Source organism: Leeuwenhoekiella sp. NPDC079379 (assembly GCF_044542075.1).
In the GTDB taxonomy this organism is placed as follows: Bacteria; Bacteroidota; Bacteroidia; order Flavobacteriales; family Flavobacteriaceae; genus Leeuwenhoekiella.
Genome location: NZ_JBITTU010000002.1, coordinates 482375 through 505693 on the forward strand (window position 1 = coordinate 482375; position 23319 = coordinate 505693).

26 protein-coding genes are annotated in these 23319 nt (G+C 34.4%); 10 read left to right on the plus strand and 16 right to left on the minus strand.

Annotation, left to right across the window (positions count from 1 at the left end; all coding sequences use genetic code 11):
- Positions 1-28: 28 nt before the first annotated feature.
- From ACIGAM_RS05435 to ACIGAM_RS05450, 4 genes are all read left to right on the plus strand, one after another.
- Positions 29-526, plus strand: a complete 498-nt coding sequence (locus ACIGAM_RS05435; RefSeq protein ID WP_396510442.1) for a hypothetical protein — start codon at positions 29-31, stop codon at positions 524-526.
- An 11-nt stretch (positions 527-537) separates the two neighbouring features.
- Positions 538-1203, plus strand: a complete 666-nt coding sequence (locus ACIGAM_RS05440) for a hypothetical protein (RefSeq protein WP_396510443.1) — start codon at positions 538-540, stop codon at positions 1201-1203.
- Between the two features lie 147 nt (positions 1204-1350).
- Positions 1351-2145 carry a sensor histidine kinase gene (locus ACIGAM_RS05445; protein ID WP_396510444.1) on the plus strand — a complete coding sequence of 265 codons (795 nt, stop codon included), beginning with the start codon at positions 1351-1353 and terminating at the stop codon, positions 2143-2145.
- Between the two features lie 60 nt (positions 2146-2205).
- Positions 2206-2853, plus strand: coding sequence for a response regulator (locus ACIGAM_RS05450; protein ID WP_396510445.1), 648 nt, complete (start codon positions 2206-2208; stop codon positions 2851-2853).
- On the opposite strand, the gene ACIGAM_RS05455 is transcribed toward ACIGAM_RS05450, so the two are convergent.
- From ACIGAM_RS05455 to smpB, 5 genes are all read right to left on the minus strand, one after another.
- Complete coding sequence (locus ACIGAM_RS05455) at positions 2850-4280, minus strand: aldehyde dehydrogenase (RefSeq protein WP_396510446.1); 1431 nt, start codon at positions 4278-4280, stop codon at positions 2850-2852. The genes ACIGAM_RS05450 and ACIGAM_RS05455 overlap by 4 nt on opposite strands.
- 100 nt (positions 4281-4380) lie before the next feature.
- Positions 4381-4896, minus strand: coding sequence for a DinB family protein (locus ACIGAM_RS05460; RefSeq protein ID WP_396510447.1), 516 nt, complete (start codon positions 4894-4896; stop codon positions 4381-4383).
- A gap of 11 nt (positions 4897-4907) precedes the next feature.
- Positions 4908-5294: a hypothetical protein gene (locus tag ACIGAM_RS05465; protein ID WP_396510448.1), complete on the minus strand. Its 387-nt coding sequence runs from the start codon at positions 5292-5294 to the stop codon at positions 4908-4910.
- A 44-nt stretch (positions 5295-5338) separates the two neighbouring features.
- Positions 5339-7798 (minus strand): DUF5686 and carboxypeptidase regulatory-like domain-containing protein, encoded by a 2460-nt coding sequence (locus tag ACIGAM_RS05470; RefSeq protein WP_396510449.1) that lies wholly within the window; start codon positions 7796-7798, stop codon positions 5339-5341.
- 48 nt (positions 7799-7846) lie between these two features.
- Entirely contained in the window at positions 7847-8311 is a 465-nt protein-coding gene (gene smpB, locus ACIGAM_RS05475; RefSeq protein WP_396510450.1) for an SsrA-binding protein SmpB, read from the minus strand.
- An 82-nt stretch (positions 8312-8393) separates the two neighbouring features.
- On the opposite strand from smpB, the gene ACIGAM_RS05480 reads away from it, so the two are divergent.
- Positions 8394-9146 (plus strand): DUF6503 family protein, encoded by a 753-nt coding sequence (locus ACIGAM_RS05480; RefSeq protein ID WP_396510451.1) that lies wholly within the window; start codon positions 8394-8396, stop codon positions 9144-9146.
- On the opposite strand, the gene ACIGAM_RS05485 is transcribed toward ACIGAM_RS05480, so the two are convergent.
- Positions 9127-9669 carry a phosphoglycerate mutase family protein gene (locus tag ACIGAM_RS05485; RefSeq protein WP_396510452.1) on the minus strand — a complete coding sequence of 181 codons (543 nt, stop codon included), beginning with the start codon at positions 9667-9669 and terminating at the stop codon, positions 9127-9129. The two genes, ACIGAM_RS05480 and ACIGAM_RS05485, sit on opposite strands and share 20 nt — an antisense overlap.
- Positions 9670-9787: 118 nt before the next feature.
- Between ACIGAM_RS05485 and ACIGAM_RS05490 the strand changes: the two genes are divergently transcribed.
- Together ACIGAM_RS05490 and ACIGAM_RS05495 are read left to right on the plus strand one after the other, a co-directional pair.
- Positions 9788-9973 carry a CsbD family protein gene (locus tag ACIGAM_RS05490; RefSeq protein ID WP_396510453.1) on the plus strand — a complete coding sequence of 62 codons (186 nt, stop codon included), beginning with the start codon at positions 9788-9790 and terminating at the stop codon, positions 9971-9973.
- Between the two features lie 78 nt (positions 9974-10051).
- Complete coding sequence (locus ACIGAM_RS05495) at positions 10052-11344, plus strand: anthranilate synthase component I family protein (protein ID WP_396510454.1); 1293 nt, start codon at positions 10052-10054, stop codon at positions 11342-11344.
- Here ACIGAM_RS05495 and ACIGAM_RS05500 read toward each other — a convergent pair.
- Entirely contained in the window at positions 11341-11976 is a 636-nt protein-coding gene (locus ACIGAM_RS05500; RefSeq protein WP_396510455.1) for a Crp/Fnr family transcriptional regulator, read from the minus strand. The two genes, ACIGAM_RS05495 and ACIGAM_RS05500, sit on opposite strands and share 4 nt — an antisense overlap.
- A 24-nt stretch (positions 11977-12000) precedes the next feature.
- Entirely contained in the window at positions 12001-13755 is a 1755-nt protein-coding gene (locus tag ACIGAM_RS05505; RefSeq protein WP_396510456.1) for a mechanosensitive ion channel family protein, read from the minus strand.
- 425 nt (positions 13756-14180) lie between these two features.
- On the opposite strand from ACIGAM_RS05505, the gene ACIGAM_RS05510 reads away from it, so the two are divergent.
- From ACIGAM_RS05510 to ACIGAM_RS05520, 3 genes are all read left to right on the plus strand, one after another.
- Complete coding sequence (locus tag ACIGAM_RS05510; RefSeq protein ID WP_396510457.1) at positions 14181-15719, plus strand: glycogen synthase; 1539 nt, start codon at positions 14181-14183, stop codon at positions 15717-15719.
- Positions 15720-15895: 176 nt separating this feature from the next.
- Positions 15896-16465 carry a DUF4202 domain-containing protein gene (locus tag ACIGAM_RS05515; RefSeq protein ID WP_396510458.1) on the plus strand — a complete coding sequence of 190 codons (570 nt, stop codon included), beginning with the start codon at positions 15896-15898 and terminating at the stop codon, positions 16463-16465.
- Positions 16466-16559: 94 nt separating this feature from the next.
- On the plus strand, positions 16560-17165 hold the full coding sequence (locus ACIGAM_RS05520; protein ID WP_396510459.1) for a hypothetical protein: 606 nt from the start codon (positions 16560-16562) through the stop codon (positions 17163-17165).
- A 17-nt stretch (positions 17166-17182) separates the two neighbouring features.
- On the opposite strand, the gene moaA is transcribed toward ACIGAM_RS05520, so the two are convergent.
- From moaA to glp, 8 genes are read right to left on the minus strand one after another with little or no spacing between them, the layout of a single operon-like run.
- Positions 17183-18190, minus strand: coding sequence for a GTP 3',8-cyclase MoaA (gene moaA / locus ACIGAM_RS05525; protein WP_396510460.1), 1008 nt, complete (start codon positions 18188-18190; stop codon positions 17183-17185).
- Positions 18183-19100 carry a bifunctional molybdenum cofactor biosynthesis protein MoaC/MoaB gene (gene moaCB, locus ACIGAM_RS05530; protein ID WP_396510461.1) on the minus strand — a complete coding sequence of 306 codons (918 nt, stop codon included), beginning with the start codon at positions 19098-19100 and terminating at the stop codon, positions 18183-18185. Before moaCB ends, moaA begins: the two co-directional genes overlap by 8 nt.
- Before the next feature lie 45 nt (positions 19101-19145).
- On the minus strand, positions 19146-19574 hold the full coding sequence (locus ACIGAM_RS05535; RefSeq protein WP_396510462.1) for a molybdenum cofactor biosynthesis protein MoaE: 429 nt from the start codon (positions 19572-19574) through the stop codon (positions 19146-19148).
- 6 nt (positions 19575-19580) lie between these two features.
- Positions 19581-20627 carry a ThiF family adenylyltransferase gene (locus ACIGAM_RS05540; RefSeq protein WP_396510463.1) on the minus strand — a complete coding sequence of 349 codons (1047 nt, stop codon included), beginning with the start codon at positions 20625-20627 and terminating at the stop codon, positions 19581-19583.
- A gap of 9 nt (positions 20628-20636) precedes the next feature.
- The gene (locus tag ACIGAM_RS05545) at positions 20637-20876 is read right to left on the minus strand and encodes a MoaD/ThiS family protein (protein WP_396510464.1); all 240 of its coding nucleotides are present in this window, start codon (positions 20874-20876) and stop codon (positions 20637-20639) included.
- Positions 20860-21453: a molybdenum cofactor guanylyltransferase gene (locus ACIGAM_RS05550; RefSeq protein WP_396510465.1), complete on the minus strand. Its 594-nt coding sequence runs from the start codon at positions 21451-21453 to the stop codon at positions 20860-20862. Before ACIGAM_RS05550 ends, ACIGAM_RS05545 begins: the two co-directional genes overlap by 17 nt.
- A 17-nt stretch (positions 21454-21470) precedes the next feature.
- The gene (locus ACIGAM_RS05555; protein ID WP_396510466.1) at positions 21471-21803 is read right to left on the minus strand and encodes a winged helix-turn-helix domain-containing protein; all 333 of its coding nucleotides are present in this window, start codon (positions 21801-21803) and stop codon (positions 21471-21473) included.
- A 2-nt stretch (positions 21804-21805) separates the two neighbouring features.
- Positions 21806-22981, minus strand: coding sequence for a gephyrin-like molybdotransferase Glp (gene glp, locus ACIGAM_RS05560; protein ID WP_396510467.1), 1176 nt, complete (start codon positions 22979-22981; stop codon positions 21806-21808).
- Between the last annotated feature and the right edge of the window lie 338 nt (positions 22982-23319).

Sequence of the window (23319 nt, forward strand, 5' to 3'; positions counted from 1 at the left end):
TTAGAAGGAGATTGTAAAATTATAAATAATGAGAAAGCAGCAATTCAAATTTGCCTTATCAATTACATTTTTATTAGCAATGTATGCAAGTTGCTCAGATAGCGCAATGAGTACGGTTAAGCCTCCCAGTGGTGTAATATCAATCGAAGAAGCAAAACTCCTAGATAAGACATATACAGATACCAGACAGCGTGTGCTTGAAAAATCTTTAGGAACGGAAGAAAGCAGATCGAGCTGGTGGTCTTTAGAAGATATAGAAGCGTATATCGCGTATGCAAAATCGCAGGCTAAAGAGAAGGGTATGAATGTTGAAGGTTTGCGTATTTATCAAGGAGCATATCCTACTAATTATGGAGTTAGCAAATTAGCGGGTGCTGCAACCCTTTTTATCGTTCCTACAGGTACAAGTTCAGAAAAAGAAGGGACAATCTTAATAAATCTGGCTCCGGTACAAGGTGGCAGTGATTTACAAATCGCTCCACTTAATATGGGTCATGCACGAACTCCACCGGCATCTAATTATTAAACTAGATTTGTATGAATGAGCTAGGCTCTTATTCTCAATACCTAGAACTTATAGCTGTAGCTATAGGTATTGTAAAATACAGGGAATTTAAAAATTTTCAGTTTAAGTATATATTATTTTTTCTTGTTTATGTGGTTTTAAATGAGTTTCTAGCTGGCGTATCTTATGAACTTTTAGGAGTCCCTAATGTTTTATTGTATAATATTTATGTGCTTCTACATTTTGCATTTTTCTTAGGCTGGTATCATAATTTGCTCATAAGTAAGCGCAGGAAGCAATTTGTAAAAGTATTTTTTATCATTTATGTTTTCTTTTGGATTGCAGATGTTTCTATACTTGAGGGATTTGTCTTAGATCATGCTACCTATTCTTTTGCCTTAGGTACATTTTTATTAATTATCACTGTGGCATTTTATTTTATAGAAATGCTTAACCGCGAAGTAGTATTACACATAACATTGTCGCCTTATTTCTGGGTATCATTTGGTATTTTAGTGTATTGTATTACTTACTTACCATTTTATATTGCTTTATTATTTTTGACTAAAGAAAATCCTATAATACTTAGCGTTATGTTATTTCTAATTAATTGTATTCAATATTGTTGTTTTTCTATTGCGTTTATACGCGCAGACAGAAATGCTATCGAGCACCCACTTAAAAAAAGACAGCTATAAAAATAAATTTAATAGAGACCAGATATATATAGGTTTGTTGAATTATATCTTTAATAGTCTTATTACAAGGTATTTAATTACTTTTAGTTTATTATTTACAATTAAATTTATCTAAATAAGTAGATTAAGTCATAAAACGTAAACCTAATGCAAGTTTTTGAGCAAGAGCAGTTTCGCGAGTCCTTTGAAGTACTTATTATTGTATGCTCTGCCGTTTTACTTACACTTTTCATTTTGGTAATTATTCTATTTACATTATTTCAAAAACGAAAAATAAAACTCATAACCGATCGTAATAAAGCCGAATTACAATATCTAGAAGAAGTCGCGCGTACGCAGCTTGAAATACAAGAGATGACGTTAAAAAATGTAAGTTGGGAACTTCACGATAACATAGGACAATTACTTTCTGTAGCTAATCTTGAGCTTAACGTATTGCTCAAACAGCAGGAGCCAGAAGGGGTAGCAATTGTTTCAGAAATACAAAGTCTGGTAGCTAAATCATTACAAGAAATACGAGAACTTTCACGTAGTCTCAACAAAGAAGTAATTAATCAACTAGGTATTATTAAAAGTACCGAGAATGAGCTTACGCGCCTTGAAAAGCTAGGTATTCTAAAAACAAGTCTTGAAGTAAGTGGTGATTGCTGGGATTTACCGCAAGATGATAATCTTATACTTTTTAGAATTATACAGGAGTTTATGACAAATGTGATTAAACACGCTAAGGCAGATAGCTTAAAGTTTATATTTAATTATTTACCGGGTGAATTGCATGTACAAGTATCAGATAATGGAGTAGGGTTTGATATAGACCAGGGGTACTCAAGCTCGGGATTAGTAAATATGAAGAGCAGAGCAGCACTATTGAATGCACATTTCGATTTATTTTCTGAGAAAGGTGTTGGTACAATTCTTAATATCAGATATCTACAAAAATAATATTCATTTTATTTCCTTAAATTTATAACTGACAATCTAATAAACCATATTCCTCAAATTATGAAAGACTGTATAGTAGGAGTCGTAGATGACCATATACTTTTTGCTCAATCGCTTCAGGGGTTAATAAATAGTTTTGAAGGTTTTAGCGTGTCGTTTATGGCGCGTAATGGTAACGATCTTATAAACAAGTTAGATACTGCAACAGAGGATCCTGATATTATTTTACTCGACATTAATATGCCGGTGATGAATGGTTTTGAAACAATTAATTGGCTTAATGAACATAAGCCTGATATTAAAACTATCGCTTTATCTATGGATGATGACGAGGAAACTATCATTAAAATGCTCAAAGCAGGGAGTAAAGGTTATTTGCTAAAAGACATACACCCAGATACATTAAATCATGCATTAACTGAAGTGGCTAAAAAGGGTCATTATTATACAGATAATGTTACTACAGCGCTTTTAAAAGGGTATTCTAACAAGCAAAATGATGAAGAGCACGTAAATTTTTCTGAGCGCGAACTTGAATTTATGGTACTGGCCTGCTCAGATAAAACCTATAAAGAAATCGCCAGTGATATGTGCTTAAGTCCTAAAACCATAGATAATTATCGTGATACTTTATTTAAAAAATTAGAAGTACGCAGTAGGATAGGTCTTGTTTTGTATGCTTTAAAAAATAAAATCGCTAATAATTAAAGCCAGTTACTTAACTTTTTAATCCATTGGTATTTATCTTTATAGGGAGCATACCTAAACGGAATATCTAACCAGGTACCACGCGAAACAATTGATTTTTTATGCGAAAATGTTTCAAAAGATTTATACCCATGATAGGCTCCCATTCCGCTTTTACCTACACCGCCAAAAGGTAATCTGTCGTTTGTAAACTGAATGATTACATCATTTACAGCACCACCTCCAAAGGAATAAGTTGTTAATATAAAATCTATTAATTTCTTATTTTTTGAAAATATATAAAGCGCCAGCGGTTTTTCAAATTTTTCAATCCATTCGCCAAGTTCATTTGTACTTGAATAGCTAATTATTGGAAGTACAGGCCCAAAAATCTCATCTTGCATCGCCTTAGGCAGGTTCTGTAAATCTTGAGGACTTTTTGTTTTATGAAAGTCTAATACTGTAGGAGAGATAAACAAATCTGTTTTATCAAGATGGCCACCGTACACAATACGGTCTTTATCTATCAGTTTTTCAAGACGGTCAAAATTAGATTCATTGATAATACGCGGGAAATCTGGTGATTCCTGTGTGTTTTGTCCGTAGGCACGTATTATTTCATCTTTTAGATAGGTTATGAATTCAGCTTTTATCGTTTTATTTACGAGTAGATAATCTGGCGCTATACATGTTTGACCGGCATTAACAAATTTTCCCCAGACTATACGTCTTGCAGCCAATTTTAAAGGAGTAGTCTCATCAACAATACAGGGGTTTTTACCGCCCAATTCTAGGGTGACAGGAGTAAGGTTTTTAGCTGCAGCCTCATAAACAATTTGACCCACTTTAGGACTTCCTGTAAAAAAGATATAGTCCCATTTGTGACTTAATAGTTTTTGAGATTGTTCAACACCACCTTGCACAACAGCTACATAATCGGGCTCAAAAACTTCAGATATTAGTTTAGCTACAAGTTTTGATGTACTTGGAGTAAGTTCACTGGGTTTTAAAGTAACAGTGTTTCCAGCAGCTATAGCCGCTATTAATGGAGCCATTATAAGTTGAAAAGGATAATTCCAGGGAGCGATTATAAGCACGGTGCCATATGGATCAAAAATTATTTTAGATCGAGAAGGAAAGTTGACTATCGTTGATCTAACGTATTTAGGCTTTACCCAAGTATTGAGCTTATCTAGTGCGCGTTTAATCTCACGCAATACAAGAATATATTCGGTAATTTGACTTTCAAATAAAGGCTTTTTAAAGTCTGAATAGAGTGCATCGCAAATTTCTACCTCATATTTTAGTAGAACTTCCTTAAGCAATTGAAGTTTTTGGCGCCGCGTAGTTATAGAAAGAGTCGCTTTAGTTCTATAAAAAAGTAGCTGTGCTTTATGAATTTCATCAATTTGCTCAACAGAGGTAGGGAACTCGGTTTTAGATATCAAGAATTACGATTTAAAAGAGTTATTTAACTGAAAATACGAAATTCCTTATGAATTGGTTTTATTTTCTTTAAAGAGAAAAATCACTTCAAAATAAAGCTAATTACTTTGAAGTTTTTAAAATACTTGTGGTTACCAGTAATTGTCCTAAATGCCGTTGACTGTGTTCTGCAGCGTGAAAAAGAAGACCCAGTAATGTTGATGGGAGTTCTTTGCGACCTACACCACGCTTTTGAAGCAAATCAACATCCTTCAACGTACTAAAGTACAAGAAAGCCTCATCTAGTTTAATATGAAAAGTAGCTATAAGTTGTGCTGTGGTTGTGTCGTAATTTTTAATTCCTTCCTGTTTTAAGTAATCAAATTGTTGTTTAGATAACGTTTGTGCTTTTGAATAGGTGATCATTCGGTCTAATACACCTGTAATGTGTTGTAAATGAAATCCTACACTTGCTCTACCGGCAGGCTTTTCCCAGAGATAAACATCTTCAAAATCTGTTAACCAATAGTCAAGGTCTTCTTGAGTTTGTTTTAATGCGTGTGCTGCAGGTTGCAAATAAGGAGGTATATTTTCTATGGGACCTCGCAGCCATACTTCAGGTTGCTGTATTTCTATCATAAAATTTCTGTTTAACAGCCACATTCTCCATAAATAGGAGTAGTAAACTTAGCACCGTCTGGCGCTAATACCGTAAGTACTCCCTCTTTATGGAATAATTCCTGATCTAACTGAACCTCTTGATCAATTTCAATTTTAATTTGATAATTCTTGGGGTCCTTATTATTAGGATCTACGGCTATTAGATTTCCGTTTACGTTTATCATACCAGGTTCTTCACCATATTTATCAATGTAGATAAACTTTTGTGTAGAAAAATCTGCTTCGCTCATCGCATAATAGCAGCTACAGCCTATAATTTGAGAAGGAAAATCTTCAATTTTTGAAAGTTCTAATTTTTTGTCTGCTGTGCAACTAAGAATACCTATCGAGATGCAAAATAATAAAAGTAAGCGCATAAATTAAACGGTTTTTCAGAATCTAAATTACGAAGAAAACTGTTCTAAAAACTGAGACCAAAAACAAAAGCTCCTTTTTGATTAGGACCATTAATAGAGCGCACATAATCAACACGTAAAAACTTTAACTTTCCAAAACCAAGGTTATCAACACCAATATTAAATTCAGTATAGGGTTTGTTTTCTTGGGTAATTAGTGAGTGTACACCAGTAACCAGATTTAAATTTAATGCTCGTATCCCCGGTATTTTACCTAAAATAAAACCTTTAAAATTATGTTCTACGTGTGCTTCAAAGAAGCTTTTGTTAGTACTATAATCATAATATGTAAGATTATTAAAACCGCTCAAACGGTTATTTCTGTAGTTAATATTAGTTTGATTTCCATTAAAATGCTGATAATCTACAAAACTAATATCGTTTGCATCTAGAAAAGTACCTCCAGAAAAAGCGTACCCCAAATTACCTTTATTCCCAAGTGTGATTTCCTGGCGAATCTCTGCTTTTAATTCTGTAAAATTATAGCCAGCTTCGCTAGCAGCAAATGTTTGTTCTGCATTGAGTAATAAAGTAGGGTATTTAGAATCGTCTGTTTTAAATTTCCCATCAGGATAACTCATATATTTTTGATCAAAATTAATTACTGCCTGAATATTTACTTTCCCTAAACTGTGTGTTTGTATTGCAGCAGTATTAAAATCTTGGGGGCTTAGAGGATTATTTGATGTATAACTAAATTTTTTATTGAAAAACGTTTGATCTGTAGTATTAAAAAGCGGCAAACGCTTCTCGTAACCGGCTTGAGCTATTAATTGAAAACCATTAAATAATTCTTGTGAAAAAGCTGCTCTGGCAAAATTTAGCTCATAGAATTTGGCGAAATTTTTCTTCCAAAAAAGAGTTGACAAGGTGTTGCCTATAGCGGTAATAGGCTCCTCTGCATTAAATTGCTGAATTTTTATACCACCTTCTAGAATTACTGTGGTTTTTTTTATGGGATCAAATCGTTTTGCAAACCTACCCGTAAATCGAAGGCGCTCATCATCAAGGCCATAATTTGCGTTTACGCTCAAGTTTGTTACAGATTTGTAATTGTCACTCCACGTAGAATACGTAAGACCTGTGGTCGCATTAAAACCTTGTACAGTGTTAAAAGAAATACTAGGTAAAATTGCATCATAGCTTAGTCGCCACCTATCATAGGTGTTTTGATAACTGTATCCCATAAGCACATCTGTAAATTTAAATTTATTACGTGCGCTATCTACAGAATCTTTATATGGTTTTGAGTCGCGTATTTCTTGCAAGCTATCTTTTTTTGTGTAATCTGCACGTTCTTCTAACGTAAGGGGAATGGGGCGTATTTGCTGCCAGAATGCACTGTCTTTTTTATTTGCTTCGGGCTTAAAACTTAGAACTTCATTTGAGAAGCTTTTGCGATCAAACTGAGGCTTAAAATCATAATTGCTGTACACCGCAGAAAACCTTCCGTTACCACCAAAACCAAATAACTTGAAGCTAAAGTCAATACTTTGAGAAATTTTAACCCAGAGTTTTTGTGTAGCATTATATTTAAAACTGTGTTTAAAAACTAAAGAATCTATAAAAGGTACTTGTATCGCAGCGCCACTTGTATTTAAATCTGCGCCATAGAGCTGCCAGTCATCTTCAACAATATAAATCACACCATCAAAAACACGATCGTTTTTTCGTTTGGGCGTTACCTGTATTTTATTAATAAGTTTGTCTCCTTCTTTAAATGTACCCACTAATTTGTAGGTATAGTAGCTAAAAGCATTGTCTGCAATAGGGGAAACTATTTGTGCTTGAATTTCTAAGGTATTGCTATAAAATGAAAAATCTGCCTCCTGAGCACTATTAAAACTAAAGCCATTACTGTCTCCGCTAACTTTACTTGCTGTAATTACTTCTTTAAAATCATCAGGTTCCTGATACGCGATTTTAGATATGGTCTCACTTAAGTATACAATACCGGTGCGGGTAGAATCTAGACCGCCACCTAAATCACCCAGTTCCTGACCAAAAAATTTTTCAGGAGCATTTTCTACGCGCCATAATCCTCGCGAATAAAAATCTGCTGTATATGCTTTTTGTTTGCTTAGGGTTTGTGGCTTTTCCTTGAGAACTTCTTGTATAATACGATCTGCAGGATTTACTTTAGAATCTAAAATCACTTCGTCTAGTGAAGTAGTTTCCTCTTCTAAAACAGTATTTAGTGTGAATGGAAAGTCTGTAATTGTAACTTCGACATCCTTAGTAGTATATCCTAAAAACTGAAAAGTTATTGTATGTGTTCCTGCCTTATCAAAACTAAGGCTGTACTGGCCGTCACTATTTGTAGTCGTGCCGGTTGTTGCATTTTTTAAATAGATATTTACATAGGGCAAGGGCTCATTTTGCGCGTTAGTAACGTTGCCCGTAATCTGACCTTGTACTTTAATGCAAATCAAAATAAAAATAGCGAAGAGTAACTTTTTTAGCATCTAGTAATATTTAATTTAAAAGACTTAAGTTACTCTATACCTGTTGCATTAATTATTAAAAGCCTTTTTAATTTGCCCTAAACGTTTTTTAGAATCTCGATCTTTAATAACTTCTCGTTTGTCATATAATTTTTTACCCTTAGCCAATGCGACCTGCATTTTGGCCAGTCCTCTTTCATTAATAAACAATCTAAGCGGAACAATAGTAAGACCGCTGTTTTTAACCTCTTTTAAAAGTTTATTAAGCTCGCGACGATTAAGTAATAGCTTGCGACTACTCTTAGGCTGATGGTTAAAATAGGTAGCGTGAGAATATTCTTGTATAGTCATATTTATTACAAAAAGCTCATTACCTTCAAACTCGCAAAAACTTTCTGCGATAGATGCTTTTCCTTCTCGTATAGATTTAATCTCTGTACCCGCCAGTTTGATACCAGCTATATATTTATCAAGAATCTCATACTCAAAACGAGCCTTCTTGTTTTTAATATTGATTGTGTTTTCTTGTTTCATAAGATTGCAAAAGTACTAATTTATCAAATGAGCCGCTATTGCCTGTAATTACTTTAATTTTACAGCTCATAAATGCTAGATAATGAAAAAAATTTTATTGCTTACGTTTCTTTTAGTTTGTTTAACAGGATGTAAAAAAGAAACTAAAAATCTTGATTCAAAAACCATTATAGCTCAGGCAATAGAACGTGCCGGTGGCTCAACTATTGATACATCAACAATTGCATTTAACTTTAGAGATAAATTCTATCGTGCAAACCGTAATTACGGTAATTATAGTCTTGAGCGTTGTTCTGATGCAGCTTGTAAAGATACTTTAGATCAATTAACAAATTCAGATTTTAACCGAATAGTAAATGGGAGATCTGTTGAAGTAGTAGATTCTTTAATAAGTAATCTTGCCGGAGGTGTAAACTCAGTACATTATTTTTCGGTATTGCCTTACGGTTTAAATGCGGAAGCTGTAAAATCAAAAAAGATTGGAGAAGCTACTATTAAAGGAAAAACGTATTACAAGATTGAAGTGCAGTTTTCAGAAGCAGGCGGGGGTGAAGATTTTGAAGATAATTATATGTACTGGATAAATACTGAAAATTTTACTGTAGACTATTTAGCTTATAATTACCACGTAAACGAAGGCGGAACACGTTTTAGAGAGGCTTACAATAGTAGGGAAATAAATGGTATACGCTTTGTTGATTATAATAATTATGAGCCGGTAGAGCAGTTTCCGCCGTTAGAGAGTTTAGACAGTCTTTTTGAAAGTGGTAAACTAAATTTGTTATCTAAGATTGAATTAGAAAATATTACAGTAACTACTTGCTCCAGCTGTTAAAATCTTTCAATTCGGCTTCTGCAACGCCATTTTTTACTTTTACAATATATAGATTCCCAAAAGTAGAATCGTCTATCTCATTGTATTTTTGATCTCCTAAAACTGCGTTTACAAATGCTGGTATGGTATTGCTGTGTCCCACGACAAGCACATTTTTACCCACGTGATTACTCTTAAAATTAGAATAGAAATCCTCAGAAGGTTCGTAAATCTTAACTTCTAATTTATTCTGTTTTGCAGTAGGCAAAGCAGTACTCTGGGTACGTTTAAAATTTGTACTATAAACTGCATCAAAATCAACATCTTTTAATTGCTTAGCCCAGAATTTAGCTCGTGCTTTACCGGTAGCATTAAGTGGCGGATTATCACCGGCGTTAGGGCCACGTACCTTATCTGCGTGTCTTAAAAAATAATATGTTGCATCAGGGATGCTCACCGTATCAACACTTGCTATAGACTTTGATTTGTTATTACACCCACAAATGGCGATTAATATAAATATGGAAAATAGGATCTTATGCATTGCTTTTAATTTTAAGTAAAATTAACGCTTGCCATCTAAAGATTAGCGTTTTGTTGGGGTAAATAGTTTATACTTCGTGGTAATTTTAAATATTACTAATAATCAAATATCTAAAACTATGAATAGCGATCAGATAGAAGGAAAGTGGAAACAAGTTAAAGGTAAATTTAAAGAGGAGTATGGTGATCTTACAGATGATGATACTACTCACGCAGAAGGAAAATTTGACCAAATGCTTGGGAAACTTCAAGAGAAAACCGGAAAAACTAAAGAAGAGATTAAAGACTGGATAGATAAACAATAGTTTATCTCTAAATTTAAATAGAAACCGTCAATTTATTTGACGGTTTTTTTATGCGCTAAACTGTAATTTTACAAACCTATGCGTATCATAAAATCAAAATTAATCACAGATTCAAAAAATATTTTAAAATGTTTGCTAATCTGGTCAAAACATGAGACGGTGAGCTGTTTGCTTACTTCTAATGGGCATACAGATCCTTATGGCAAGTTTGATATTCTCTTGGGGTTAGGTGTAAAAACATCGATAACCACGAGGCCTGACGCTTCATTACTAGAGCTTTCAAATTTTAGAGCTAAAACGCAAGACTGGTTGCTCGGTTTTTTAACTTACGACCTAAAAAATGAAGTTGAAAATCTTCAGTCTGAAAATCAAGATGGTCTAGATTTTCCTGATTTGTATTTCTTTCAACCTTTGAAGCTGGTACGAATTAGAGGTAATTATATAGAATTTTTATATCTACCTGAGGTAGCTGCTGATATAGAAAAGGATTTTGTGTCGATTTTTGAATCTTCCGAAGATAAAGTAGTTTCTAAAAATTATGCGACACCTAAAATAAAAGTTCGTTTTAATAAAGATGCATATTGCGAGCAGGTAAATAAAATGCTTGATCACATTCACCGTGGTGATATTTATGAGGCTAATTTTTGTCAGGAATTTTATGCGGAATCTAAAATTGATCCTTTAAAAAGTTTTCAGCATTTAAACGATATTTCTAAAGCTCCACTTGCTGCATTTTTAAGAATAGATTCTAAATATGCGATGTGTTCTTCGCCAGAGCGCTATTTGTGCAAGCGGGAAACTAAATTAATTAGTCAGCCTATTAAAGGAACTGCTCGTAGAAGTGTTGATATGGTTGAAGATTTAAAACTTGCTCAGGTACTCGCTCAGGATCCTAAAGAACGTTCAGAAAACATTATGATTACAGATCTGGTGCGTAATGACCTTTCTAAAATAGCAGGTAAAGGAAGCGTCATTGTTGAAGAACTCTGTAAAGTATATTCTTTTAAACAAGTACACCAGATGATTTCTACAATCACAGCCGAAATCAAATCTGATACAGATCCTATTTTATGTATTAAAAATACCTATCCTATGGGAAGTATGACCGGTGCTCCTAAACTTTCGGCAATGCAGATTATAGAGAAACTAGAAAACTCAAAACGCGGTTTGTATAGTGGCTCTATTGGGTATTTTGAACCTAATGGTGATTTTGATTTTAATGTAGTTATACGTAGCATTTTGTATGATGCAGAAAAACCCTATGTATCTTTTAGCGTAGGAAGTGCCATTACAGCTCAAGCGATCCCAGAGAAAGAATACGAAGAATGTCTACTTAAAGCGAAAGCAATGCGAGAGACATTAGAAGCTTAATTTAAATTAAGCAGTTCTATCTTGTTTCTTTGTATATTAATACGACCTTCTAATTCTAGTTTTTTTAGCAACCTTGAAATCACCACGCGCGAGGTATGCATCTCATAGGCAATATCCTGATGCGTACTTTGCAGTTCGTTGCTATTAGAAAGTTTTTGCTTATCTCTTAAATATTTAAGCAAACGCTCATCCATACGCATAAATGCGATACTGTCTAAGGTATCAAGCATTTCCTGAAGTCGGTTTTGATAGCTGTCAAAAATAAAATTTCGCCAAGATTTATACGTTGAACTCCATTCTTCCATTTTTTGAATAGGAATCATTATGAGAATGGTATTTAGCTCAGCGATGGCACGTATTTCACTTTTACGCTGTCCTCGATTAAATGATAACGTAAGTGCACACGTATCTCCTTTCTCTAAAAAATAGAGTAGGAGTTCATTACCTTCAGAATCTTCGCGAAGTATTTTAATTGCTCCAGAAATAAGCAGAGGCATAGCTGTGATATACTGGCCAATTTCCATAAGTTTATCACCTTCTTTCACTTCTTTAAGAATCCCTATTTCTGAAATTTCTTTTAATAATTCTGGTTCAAAAATATGTCCGTAGTTTAAGCTCAACAATTCATTCATACTTCAAAATTAAAATTTAAGTGTTTAAGACGGGGTGTTGTCATTTGAATTATCTTCAAAGTGTAGACGCGATTTTGACAAGTGCTGGCCACTATTTAATTCACTTATATAGCTAATTAATTTTTCCCGTAGATCACAATGTAAATCCCAGGTAGTGCTTGCATCTTTTGCACTACATAGTGCGCGCACCTGCATCGTCTTTTCACTCATATCTACAACCTGTACAACTGGAGGATGATTTTTATCCCAGTTTTCTTCTTGCTCTAATAATTCTTTAAATTTATTACGAATAAGATTTACATCGGTTTTATAATCAACGTGTAAATTTATAGGGCGTATTTGATGTGCGTTAGTTATAGACCAGTTTTCAAAGGTTTTAGAAATAATTTCCTTTAGAGGAACTATTAAACGTCGCTCATCCCAGGTACGTACTACCATATACGTAAATCTAATATCTTCTACATAACCCCAATCATCATCTATAATTACCGTATCACCTATACGAGCCGGCCTGGTTAATGCAATTTGAATACCTGCGATTATATTACCCAGTGTGCTTTGCGCAGCAACCCCAAGAACCACAGTGGCTAAACCTGCAGATGCAATTAGAGAAACCCCCAGTTTTTCTAATGATCTAAATTGGGAGAGTATTACCGAGAAACCTACGATTATAACTATAAAAGTAATCACGCGTCTCGCTACAGAAATATAGGTCAACATCATACGCGATTCATTATTCTCTTCAAGTTTTGTATCACCTATTTTAGTCTCGGCTACATAAACCATAAAGGAGTCTATAAATCGCATAATAAACCAGGTTATTGTGCCTATTACAGCAATCAATAAGATTGCATAGAGCGTACTTGCAAATGTACCGCCAAACGAAATGAGTTTATTTAAGGAGATATAGAAAAATAAAACTCCTATAGCCCATCCTGCAGGGGTTGCCAGACGTTTTGCTATGGTATTTACCCAGATTTTATCAGATTTTTTAAATGTTATTCTAAAGATGTATAAACTGAGTTTACCTAAAAGATAACTGAAAAGAATCAAGATAAAAGTTCCTAGAAACTTCCAGATAGGCATATTTAAGAATTGTATACGTGCCCAATCTGGCATCATTCTATCGAGTTCTCGGGGACCGTAAACTTCATATAGGCTATCAATATTTTCTACTGTATTTGCAGAAATAAGCCAAAATGCTCCATACTCTTTATATTTAATACGTTGCATTCTTAAGACAATATCCCTACCGTCAAGATCTATTTCCCCAAAAACAACGCTGCGCATGGGTTTACCGGCAATAGCCTGGTTTGTACTTGTGCTCATATCAATTTGACCATCTGGCCGATCTGATAATCCGCTCCAATCTATTTTTATGCGTTGATTTAGAACAAAGAATAATTTTTCTGCAAGAGTCGCTGCTTGTTCTTCTGTAATATCATCGGGTAAGAGATTAAAATTGAGAGCATAGCTGGCATTTTTAAAATCTTTATTTCGAGCGTTATAGACAAAATGTTCTAATGTGGCTTGGGGAGATTGAAAATTAAACTCATTGGGTGGTAAACCTGTTGAAGTGTTAAGCCTGCTTAAAATATAGTAAGCCTCATTATATTCACGAATAGCATTCGGCATAAAATCGCCATCTTCAGGAACTGAAGAATTACTTTCGGGCAAAGAATCGCCTGCTTTGCTAGTGGTTAAATCCTGGGCATTTACTTGATAAAAAGTGAATAAAATGACTAGACTAAAAATGGTGGAGAAGTGGTTAAATCGCATAATTTGAAAAATACGCTCATTTGTTAAATTTCAATATTAGAAATTCGTTAAAACTGCTACAATGCACATTAATTTGGAAACTTTTAAGAATTTAAGATGTTAAGATGAGTTTAAACAAACCCGTAATATTTATTGAATTACTAATTGTAAATCAAATAATTATCTAATTATCAAAAATATTTCCACGTAGGTTATTTGATACTTAATTAATGTTTGGTTAATATGAAAAATAATACTTTTAAGAGCTACTAGTAGCACAATGAATGATTAGAAAAATTCATAATCTGTCTGGTTTTAAATATTATTTAAGACAATACTATAAATGAAATAGTAATTTGGTTCTCCAAAGATTAAGATTATAGAGCTTCAGATTTCACGATATTTTAAAGGTTGGATTCTGTAAATCCAAACTATAGTAATTAAAGATGAAAAATTTTTTATTTGTTTCCGCAGAAAATGATGCGATTGCTCATTGTAAAGCAGGAGGTATGGCAGACGTGGTAAGAGATGTGCCTAGACAATTAGCTGCAAATGGTGATCACGTTCACGTAGTTGTACCAGCCTACAACAGGCTTCATCACGGCGGAAATTTTATAAGTGATTTAAAAATAAAAATTCGAGGAGAAGAATCTGTTGCATATTTGTATGAGGTACAGCCTAAAAAGACTTTTGAAGGCATAACCCACTATGTAATTCACCATCCTGAGATTATTGAAGGTAATATTGCTCATATTTATAATGACGATCCTACCGAGCCATTTTTTACAGATGCCGTAAAATATTTTATTTTTAATACAGCCGTTGCTCAGGCGATCAAACAAAATTTATTTGACCATATTGATGTGGTGCATCTCCATGATTGGCACACCGCTCTTTTACTGTTTCACAAACAATTTAATCCTGAATATCAAAAATTAAAAGAAAGTTGGTTTGTGTATAGTATTCACAACCTGAGTTTACAAGGCATAAGACCATTAAATAATAATTTTGCTTCAGTAAATAATTTTTTCCCAGAAATAGGATATGATTATGAGATGGTTAAAGATGAGCGTTATGACGACTGTATAAACCTTATGGCATTAGGTATTCGTTTAGCAGATAGGGTTCATACGGTGAGCCCCTCTTACAAATTAGATATACTCAAACCCAGTCACAAACCCGAGTTTATTGGCGGCGAAAGTCTCGAGACTGACCTTAATAAAGCAAATGATGCAGGGCGTCTTTTTGGTATTCTCAACGGTGTAAATTATAAAAATATTAGAGTTGCAGAAAAAGGTAATCTATATCCTAACGTACTAAGACAGCTTTTTAAATGGATTCAGGAAGAATCTAAAAAATACAAATCAGATATCCTTGCATATACCGGTGAGAAAGTTGTGTGTTTGCTTGAAAATCCACCTAGTTTTGTTGCTTCTAGCGTAGCTAGAATGACCGAACAAAAATTCTATTTTTTTAAACGAAATCCGCAGGCGCTCAAAACTATATTAGAAAAACTGGCGTCGCATAATGGAATTTTTATATTACTAGGTACCGGTGAGCCAGAGTATGAAGCGCTTATGCGGGATATAAGCTACGAGCACCCAAATTTTATATTTATAAATGGGCAGTCTGAAGATATAATTGATTCAATTTATTTAGAATCAGATCTGTATTTTATGCCTAGTCTATTTGAGCCGTGCGGTATTAGTCAAATGCTTGCTATGCGTAATGGTGTGCTGTGCCTGGTACATCATACCGGTGGTCTAATAGATACTATTAATACCGGGATAGATGGTTTTTCTTTTGATGGAATAAGCGTAGACGATAAAATCAATAATATGGTAGATGCTTTTGACACAACATTAGATACCTTCTTTAATGACAAGACAAAATGGAAAAAAATGAGCAAAAAAGCAAAAGCGGCTCGTTTTTCTTGGGAAAATGCTGTTAAAGAGTATTATAAATACCTGTATAATTACTCATAACTTAATGCGAACTATCTTTTAGTGCCAAAATTACAAGTAGAAATAAGGTTAATAGTTTATATTAGATTTTAAGAGGAATAATCATAAAATTCTATAAATTAACTAATAACCAATTTCTGATATTTATATATCAGAAATACTCAAACTTAATTTTGGACAAAAAAATAAAAACCCCATTGGACAAAGTAATCGCGGCTATTGATGCTTTAAATTCTGAAGATCCTAACTTTAAAACTATCGAGGGAAAGCAATTTCCGAAAGAATTGTTGTACTCACAGCGAATGACGAGACAGCTTGAGCATTTTGAAAACGAGGCCTCACAAGAACTAAAAATCGCTGCACGCGCGCAGCATATATGCAGATGGAAAAGTCCACGTGAAGATTACCCAATGAATCGGGTAGGGTATTTAAACTGGCGCGAAGATTTAAAGAAAATGCACGCAGCGCTTACGGGAGAAATTTTAAAAGAATTTCATTACACTCAGACTTTCATTGATCGTGTTCAATTCTTGATTAAGAAGAAACTAATTAAAAAAGATAAAGAATCTCAAACGCTGGAAGATGTGATTTGCCTGGTTTTTTTAGAATTTTATTTTGAAGATTTTGCGGCTAAACATGAGGAGGAGAAAGTTATAGATGTTGTACAGAAAACCTGGGCTAAGATGTCTCATAAAGGTCACGATACTGCATTGACACTACCACTTAGTGACACCTCATTAGAGTTAATTAATAAAGCCCTGACCTAAATGCATTTTAAACAAATTGTTATTCAGTTTATTATTATAAAAAACTTATTTTAGACATTACAAATTGGCTCTAAATAGCCACAATTTCTAAAGAATGGTAATTTACGGTTGGAAGAACGTCTTTTTAAAATCTATAAAATCGAATAAGGTCGTTTGTCCTAGCTGTTCAGAAAAAGGAACCACACTTTTTAGCATATCAAGTCAGCACGCCCACGTTTTTTGGATTCCTATATTTCCGTATCGAAAACCTATTTACTCGCTTTGTGAGTATTGCAATCATGCATTGAAGTTCAGAAAAATGCCTGAAGAATTTAAACAGGAGGGAAGGTTGCTCAAAGCTGATGCAAAAACACCAATTTGGCAATATAGTGGTTTGGGACTTATCGCTATTTTAATTAGTTGGTTAATATATTCGGGACAAGAAAATAAGCGTCTTAATTTAGATTATTTAACCACTCCACTGGCTGGCGATATCTACGAGTTTAAAACACAATCCAATTTTTATTCTACATTAATGCTGACAGAAATCACTAATGATTCTGTTATTTTTAGATTGAATGATTATGAAACTCAAAAGAAAAGCGGATTACGAGATATTGAAAAAACCGAGAATTATTCCCTTGATGAATACAGCCTATCCCGTGAGGAGATTAAGCGCATGTATGACCAGGGAGAAATAATTGATGTTAACAGGGAGTAAGATACCTGCTACTTAGTTTACCCGCCAATAGCAATCATACTTCGATTATTAGTATGTAAATCGGGATTGTTAAGTTGGTCAAAATCGGTCATACCTGCACGTACTGCTTTTTTCTTATTTAAAGCATCATCAATTAAATCTTCAAGATTTGCACCAGAACGATATCCAGTTAACAGATTTGTTTCCTCATTTGAGAATAGGCAATTTTTGAGTTTTCCGTCTGCGGTAAGTCGTACCCGGTTGCAACTATCGCAAAAGGGATTTGTAACCGAACTGATGATTCCAAAACTTCCTTTAAATCCTTCAATTCTAAAATTACGTGCTGTAAAATTCGTTTCATTTAGCAAGGGTTTTAATGCTTCAACTCCAAAATGATCAGTAACCCGGTTTAAAATTTCAGCCTGACTTACGAGTTTATTTTTATTCCACTCATTTCCGTCAAAAGGCATAAACTCAATAAAACGTACATTGATATTTTGATCTTTAGTAAGTTTTATAAAGTCTGTTATTTCGTCTTCATTAAAACCTTTCATCAATACCGCATTAATTTTCACATTAAAACCCTCAGCGATAAGTTGATTGATATTGTCATACGCCAGCTTAAACTGATCTCTACGTGTAATAAACTTAAATTTTTCGGCATCAAGACTGTCTAGACTAACATTAATATCGTATAAACCAAAGCGTTTAAAATCATCAATAAAGCGATGGGTAAGCAGTGCATTTGTCGTTATCGAAAGCTTAACGGGAAGTTTAGAAAGCTTCTCTAGAATTAAGCTAAAGTCTTTACGTACCAGGGGTTCGCCGCCTGTTAAACGTATTTTATCTATGCCATTTTTTACAAATACAGTGGCAATAGCTTCAATCTCATCTGCGGTCATCAAATGTGCTCTTGGACTAAGCGGAATGCCGTCGTGAGGCATACAGTAGGTGCACCTTAAATTGCATTTTTCACTAAGTGAAATACGCAAATAATTGTGTCTGCGCAGGTGAGAATCTGTTAATATGTTTGTGACTTTAGTCATTAGCATTGTGTTGAGCGCCTCTTAATATTTTAAATACGTGTAATAAATGCGGAAAAACAGCATCCATAGACTCTTTAGCGCCGTTTGTAGAGCCTGGTAATGCGAGAATAAGGCAATTACCCAGCGTTCCGGCTATACTTCGGGAAAGCATTGCATAAGGCATACGATCCTGGCCATAGTTGCGTATTGCTTCTTCTATACCGGGAATACGTCTTTCTAAAATGGGTTCTAAAGCCTCAGGAGTTACGTCACGCATACTTAAACCGGTGCCACCGGTATAAATAAGAAGATTTACAGTATCAGACAATTCATAAGCCTTACTGCGTATAGTTTCCAGATCGTCAGGTATAATCTCGTACCCTTGTATTTGAACATCGTGAGCCTGTAGTTTTTCAATAATAGCTTTACCTGCCTGATCTTCTTTTTTACTTTCTGAAATAGAATCTGAGCAAACTATGATATGCGCACTCAATCTTGACGGGTTCTGATCTTTAAAACTACTTTTACCACCTTTTTTATGCAGTAACTTTACATTATTAATCTCAATACCTTTATCTATAGGTTTGAGCATATCGTACATCGTTAATGCAATTACTGAAGCACCGTGCATCGCCTCGACTTCAACACCGGTTTTGTAAACTGTTTTTACGGTAATTAATATATGCACTGAAAGGCCGTCAATGATGTATTCTACAGCTGTGTATTCAATAGGTAACGGGTGACAATCTGGTATTGTGGTATATGTATTTTTTACAGCAAAAAGACCTGCTGTTTTTGCCATCTCAAAAACGTTTCCTTTAGGGACGGTGTTTTTTTGCAAAGCCTCAATAGTTTCAGGCTTACTCACGGTAATTGTCGCCTGAGCTGTTGCTGTACGTAAGGTTGTTATTTTATGCGTTATATCTACCATTTCTATTATTGTGGGAATTATAATTTGTTTTAATACAAGATAGATTTAACTATTCACTTTCCATTGATGGCTCTCATCTTCAAAAATCTCTTTTCCAAAAATAGGAGTGCGGTCCTTTACCTGATTAACAATCCATTCTGTAGCGGCATAAACTTCTTTTCTGCGCTTAGCCGAAACAAACACAAAAAAGCAAACTTCGCCAACTTTAATTGTGCCCAAACTGTGGTAAATATGCATACATATTAAATCGAATTTCTCAAAGGCCTCTTCGCGAATTTCATTCAATTTTTCATTGGCCAACTCCTCGTAACAGGTGTAAACAATAGCTGTTACCACTTTAGAATCAACTTCATCTGCACGTACCTGACCTAAAAATATATTGTGCGCACCTATGCTTGTTTTACTTTGATGTTTTGCGATAGAGGTTCCTATAAATTCGCTGCTTATAGCCCCTTCTATAAATACTTTTTTCATTATTTTTTATTTAGATACTACGTTCTGTTCGTTTTTTTTTAATTGCTCAGCACCTTCTTTAATCGCGAAACTATTTATAATACCCAGATTTTTTAATTGTTCTGCCGCAAGTTGAGCACGTTTGCCACTTTGACAAAACAAATAATAGTAACTTGTTTTATCAAGATTTTTTAATTGTTTTTCTAATTGAGAAAGTGGTATTTCTTTTAAATTCTGAATGTCTAATCTGGGTTGTTCATTCAATTCACGAACGTCTATAAACACACCACTTTTCAGCATTCCCCGGTGGAAAGATTCTGTTTTGATTTCAGATTTTAGATGTGCTTTTTGGTAAAAAGAATTCGTTATCGCTATGGTTTCATTTTTTTTAAACTGAAATTTTTGCTGACTTGCAGTAAGTGTATTGTAAATAAGGAGTTCTCCTGAAAGCACATCACCAATTCCCAATATCATTTTCATCACCTCCTGCGCTTGTAACATACCTACAAAACCCACACTACTTCCTAAAACACCGGCTTCTGCACAACTGGGTGCCTCAGTAGCTTTGGGAAACAAACAGCGGTACGTAGGACCGTTTTTATAATTAAATACAGAAACCTGACCTTCAAAGCGATGAATACTACCATAAACAACAGGCTTGCCGGTTAATACAGCAGCATCACTTATTAAATATCTAACAGCAATACGGTCTGTTGCATCAACAAGTATATCGTAATCCTTAAATACTGTTAGTGCATTTGAACCATTTAAATATTCAGGATAACTAGTGATTTGAGCATCGGGTTGCTGCTTGTTTAGAAATACTTTAGCCGCATTTACCTTAAAATCTCCTATAGACTCTGGTGTATATAAAATTTGCCGGTGCAGATTACTTTCTTCAATTTTATCACCATCAACAATGCCTATTTTACCAATTCCAGACGCAGCTAAATAGGGCAGTAGCGAACAGCCTAAACCACCGGCTCCGATTACAAGTACACGAGCATTCGCCAGTTTTTTCTGACCGCTTTCTCCTATTTGAGGTAAAACTATTTGACGTTGATATCTGTTCATATTTATCAATTAACCACCTGCAAAAGGAGGAAGTAAAGCAACTACATCACCTTCATTTAAAGTAACAGCTTCATCAGAATCAATTAATTTTTGATTAACCGCTAATTGAAATGGGATATGACTAATTGCGTGGGTTTCTTTTAAATGTTTTAAAAGCTGTGCCGAATCTTTAAATGAGGTAGTTTGGGTTTCCTCATGAGCGCCTATAACGTCAACAAGTTGGCCAAAATATTTAAGCGTGATTTCCATAATATTTTAAACTGTTTTCGAGTTCTGCCAAAGCTTCGGGTGTATTGATATTTACAAGTGACCGCACATCTGCAATGGCTATTTGTTTATACTTATGATCTTTTATAAAATCAGTGAGTTTCAATCTATTTTCTTGAAGAGCCTGTTCTAAATCTGGTAATAGTGTTTTTGAATAGATTCCGATTAAAGGATGCCATCTATCTTCTGCAGTTGCAAACGTAATCTCATAATTGGTAAAATTGCTACTTAAAAGTGTTTGTAAAGTTTCCACAGAAAGTAGCGGAATATCACAACTCAGAATTAAAATTTGAGTAGCATCTGTATGTTTAAGTGCTGCATAAATTCCTCCTAAAGGACCTTTATCTTTATAGATATCTGGTAGTAATTCAAATCCTAAATTTTTATAAGTAGCATTTTCTGTAACTAATAAAACCGGTAATTTTAATTTTTGTAATGATTTGGTAATGTGTTTTATAAATGGTTTGTCTTGAAGTATTACTAAACCTTTTTCAGCTTCCATTCGGGTGCTTTTTCCACCACATAGAATGTACGCTGGTATGTTGTTAAATGACTTCATAAACTAAGTTTTAAGTATTACTGATTTAAAGCCTTAAATTGATCATTTAAAAAATGCTCACAAGCTGTATTTAAGGTTTCAAACTGCTCAATCATTTGTTTTCCGTATGCAGTTAGTGTTGTTCCTCCACCATCTTTACCACCTGTATTAGTAATTACCAGTGGCTGACTTGAGTTTGCATTCATAGTATTTATAAGCTTCCAGGCTTTTTTATACGACATATTTATTTCTTTGGCTGCAGCACTTATCGAATGTGTTTCTGCAACTTTTTTAAGCAATTCAACGCGTCCATAACCTAAAAAAACTTTGCCTTCCTGTTCAATCCAGATACGACTTTTAATTGCTCTCATAATTAAAAATTTAGATCTAAATAGGTCACGGCATCACCTTCATTTAACTGTTCTGTATCTTCTGGAATCAACAATAAAGCATTACTTAATGCATAGGTATTTAGCATTGAGCTCGCCTGCCCTGTAAAGGGAGTAATCTTATTGCCAGTAACTCCCGCTTTGAGGAAAAGAGTTTTACTGTGAATGTTTTTAATAGTTTCAGTTAATACTGCAGATCGCTCATTTAAAAACGGGTTTAAACTACCCATTCTTGATCTTAAATGCGGAAGTACATAAGCGTAAAAACAGGTTAAACTTGATGCTGGGTTGCCTGGCAAACCAAAAACTGATTTATCGCTTTTTGTGCCAAACCACAAAGGTTTTCCGGGTTTTTGATTCACTTTATAGAAGTGTTCATTAATGCCATTATTTTGAAACGCCTCCTGTACAAAATCAAAATCACCTACAGATATTCCGCCAGAAACGAGTAAGACATCAGCAGCTTCTAATGCTTGTTTTACAGCTTTTGAGGTTTGTTCAAGAGTATCTTCGACTTTAATAAGCTGAATATTTGAAATACCCAGACGTTTTAAGGCATTCTGCAACATAATGCCATTACTTTCATAAATATGATTCGGTTTTAGCGGTGTACCGCGCTCTTGCAGTTCGTTTCCTGTGGTTAAAATGCAAACGTTTGGTTTAGCATATACTTTAATTTCAGTAAAACCTAAACCAGCCATAAAACCGATAGAGGCTTCATTTATTTGATGTCCTTTTTTTAAAACTAGAGCTCCAGCCGTTAATTGCTCGCCAATAGGACGCACATTAGCTTTAGGTAGGGGTAGCTTTTCAATAATTAAGGTATCACCTTCTCGGGTTGTGTGCTCTTGAATGACAACCGTATCTGCAGTGTCAGGAACCGGAGCACCCGTAAAAATACGTACAGCTTCTCCAGGTTTTAACTGTGGTGTAAATAAATCTCCCGCCTGTATTTGACCGGTTACTTTTAAGCGGGTTTCATTAGTATGTATAAACGCATAACCGTCCATCGCAGATTGTCTAAAAGATGGAAGCGATAAGGGAGCCAAACAATTTTCAGCCAAATAATACCCCAAACTATCTTCTAATTTTAGAGATATAACCGGCAGTTTTTCTGCATTTCTTAAAACAAATTCTTGAGCCTCTAAAACCGATATCATAAGTTAAGCGTTATGTCCTAGCGAATATAACGATAGTTGCTTGTTTTCTCTGGTACAATGAATGAGGTTTAACAGCATTTTGACGTTTGTACAGTAGAATTGATCAGTCTTAAAAAATTTAAAAGGTTCTGATACAAACTCATTATAGATCTTTTCATTTTAATCTTGAATTGTGGAAATATCTCCTCTGTTTTTAGTTTTTTCTTAATACTTCGGGCTTCAAATATTGTTTAAATTGAACAGGCAAAGTAGCTGTGTTACGGTAATGCCACATTTTTTGCACTTCAGTAGTTTATATAAAAGATCTCAAGTGAATTAGCTTTAGATTGCTATTGCCA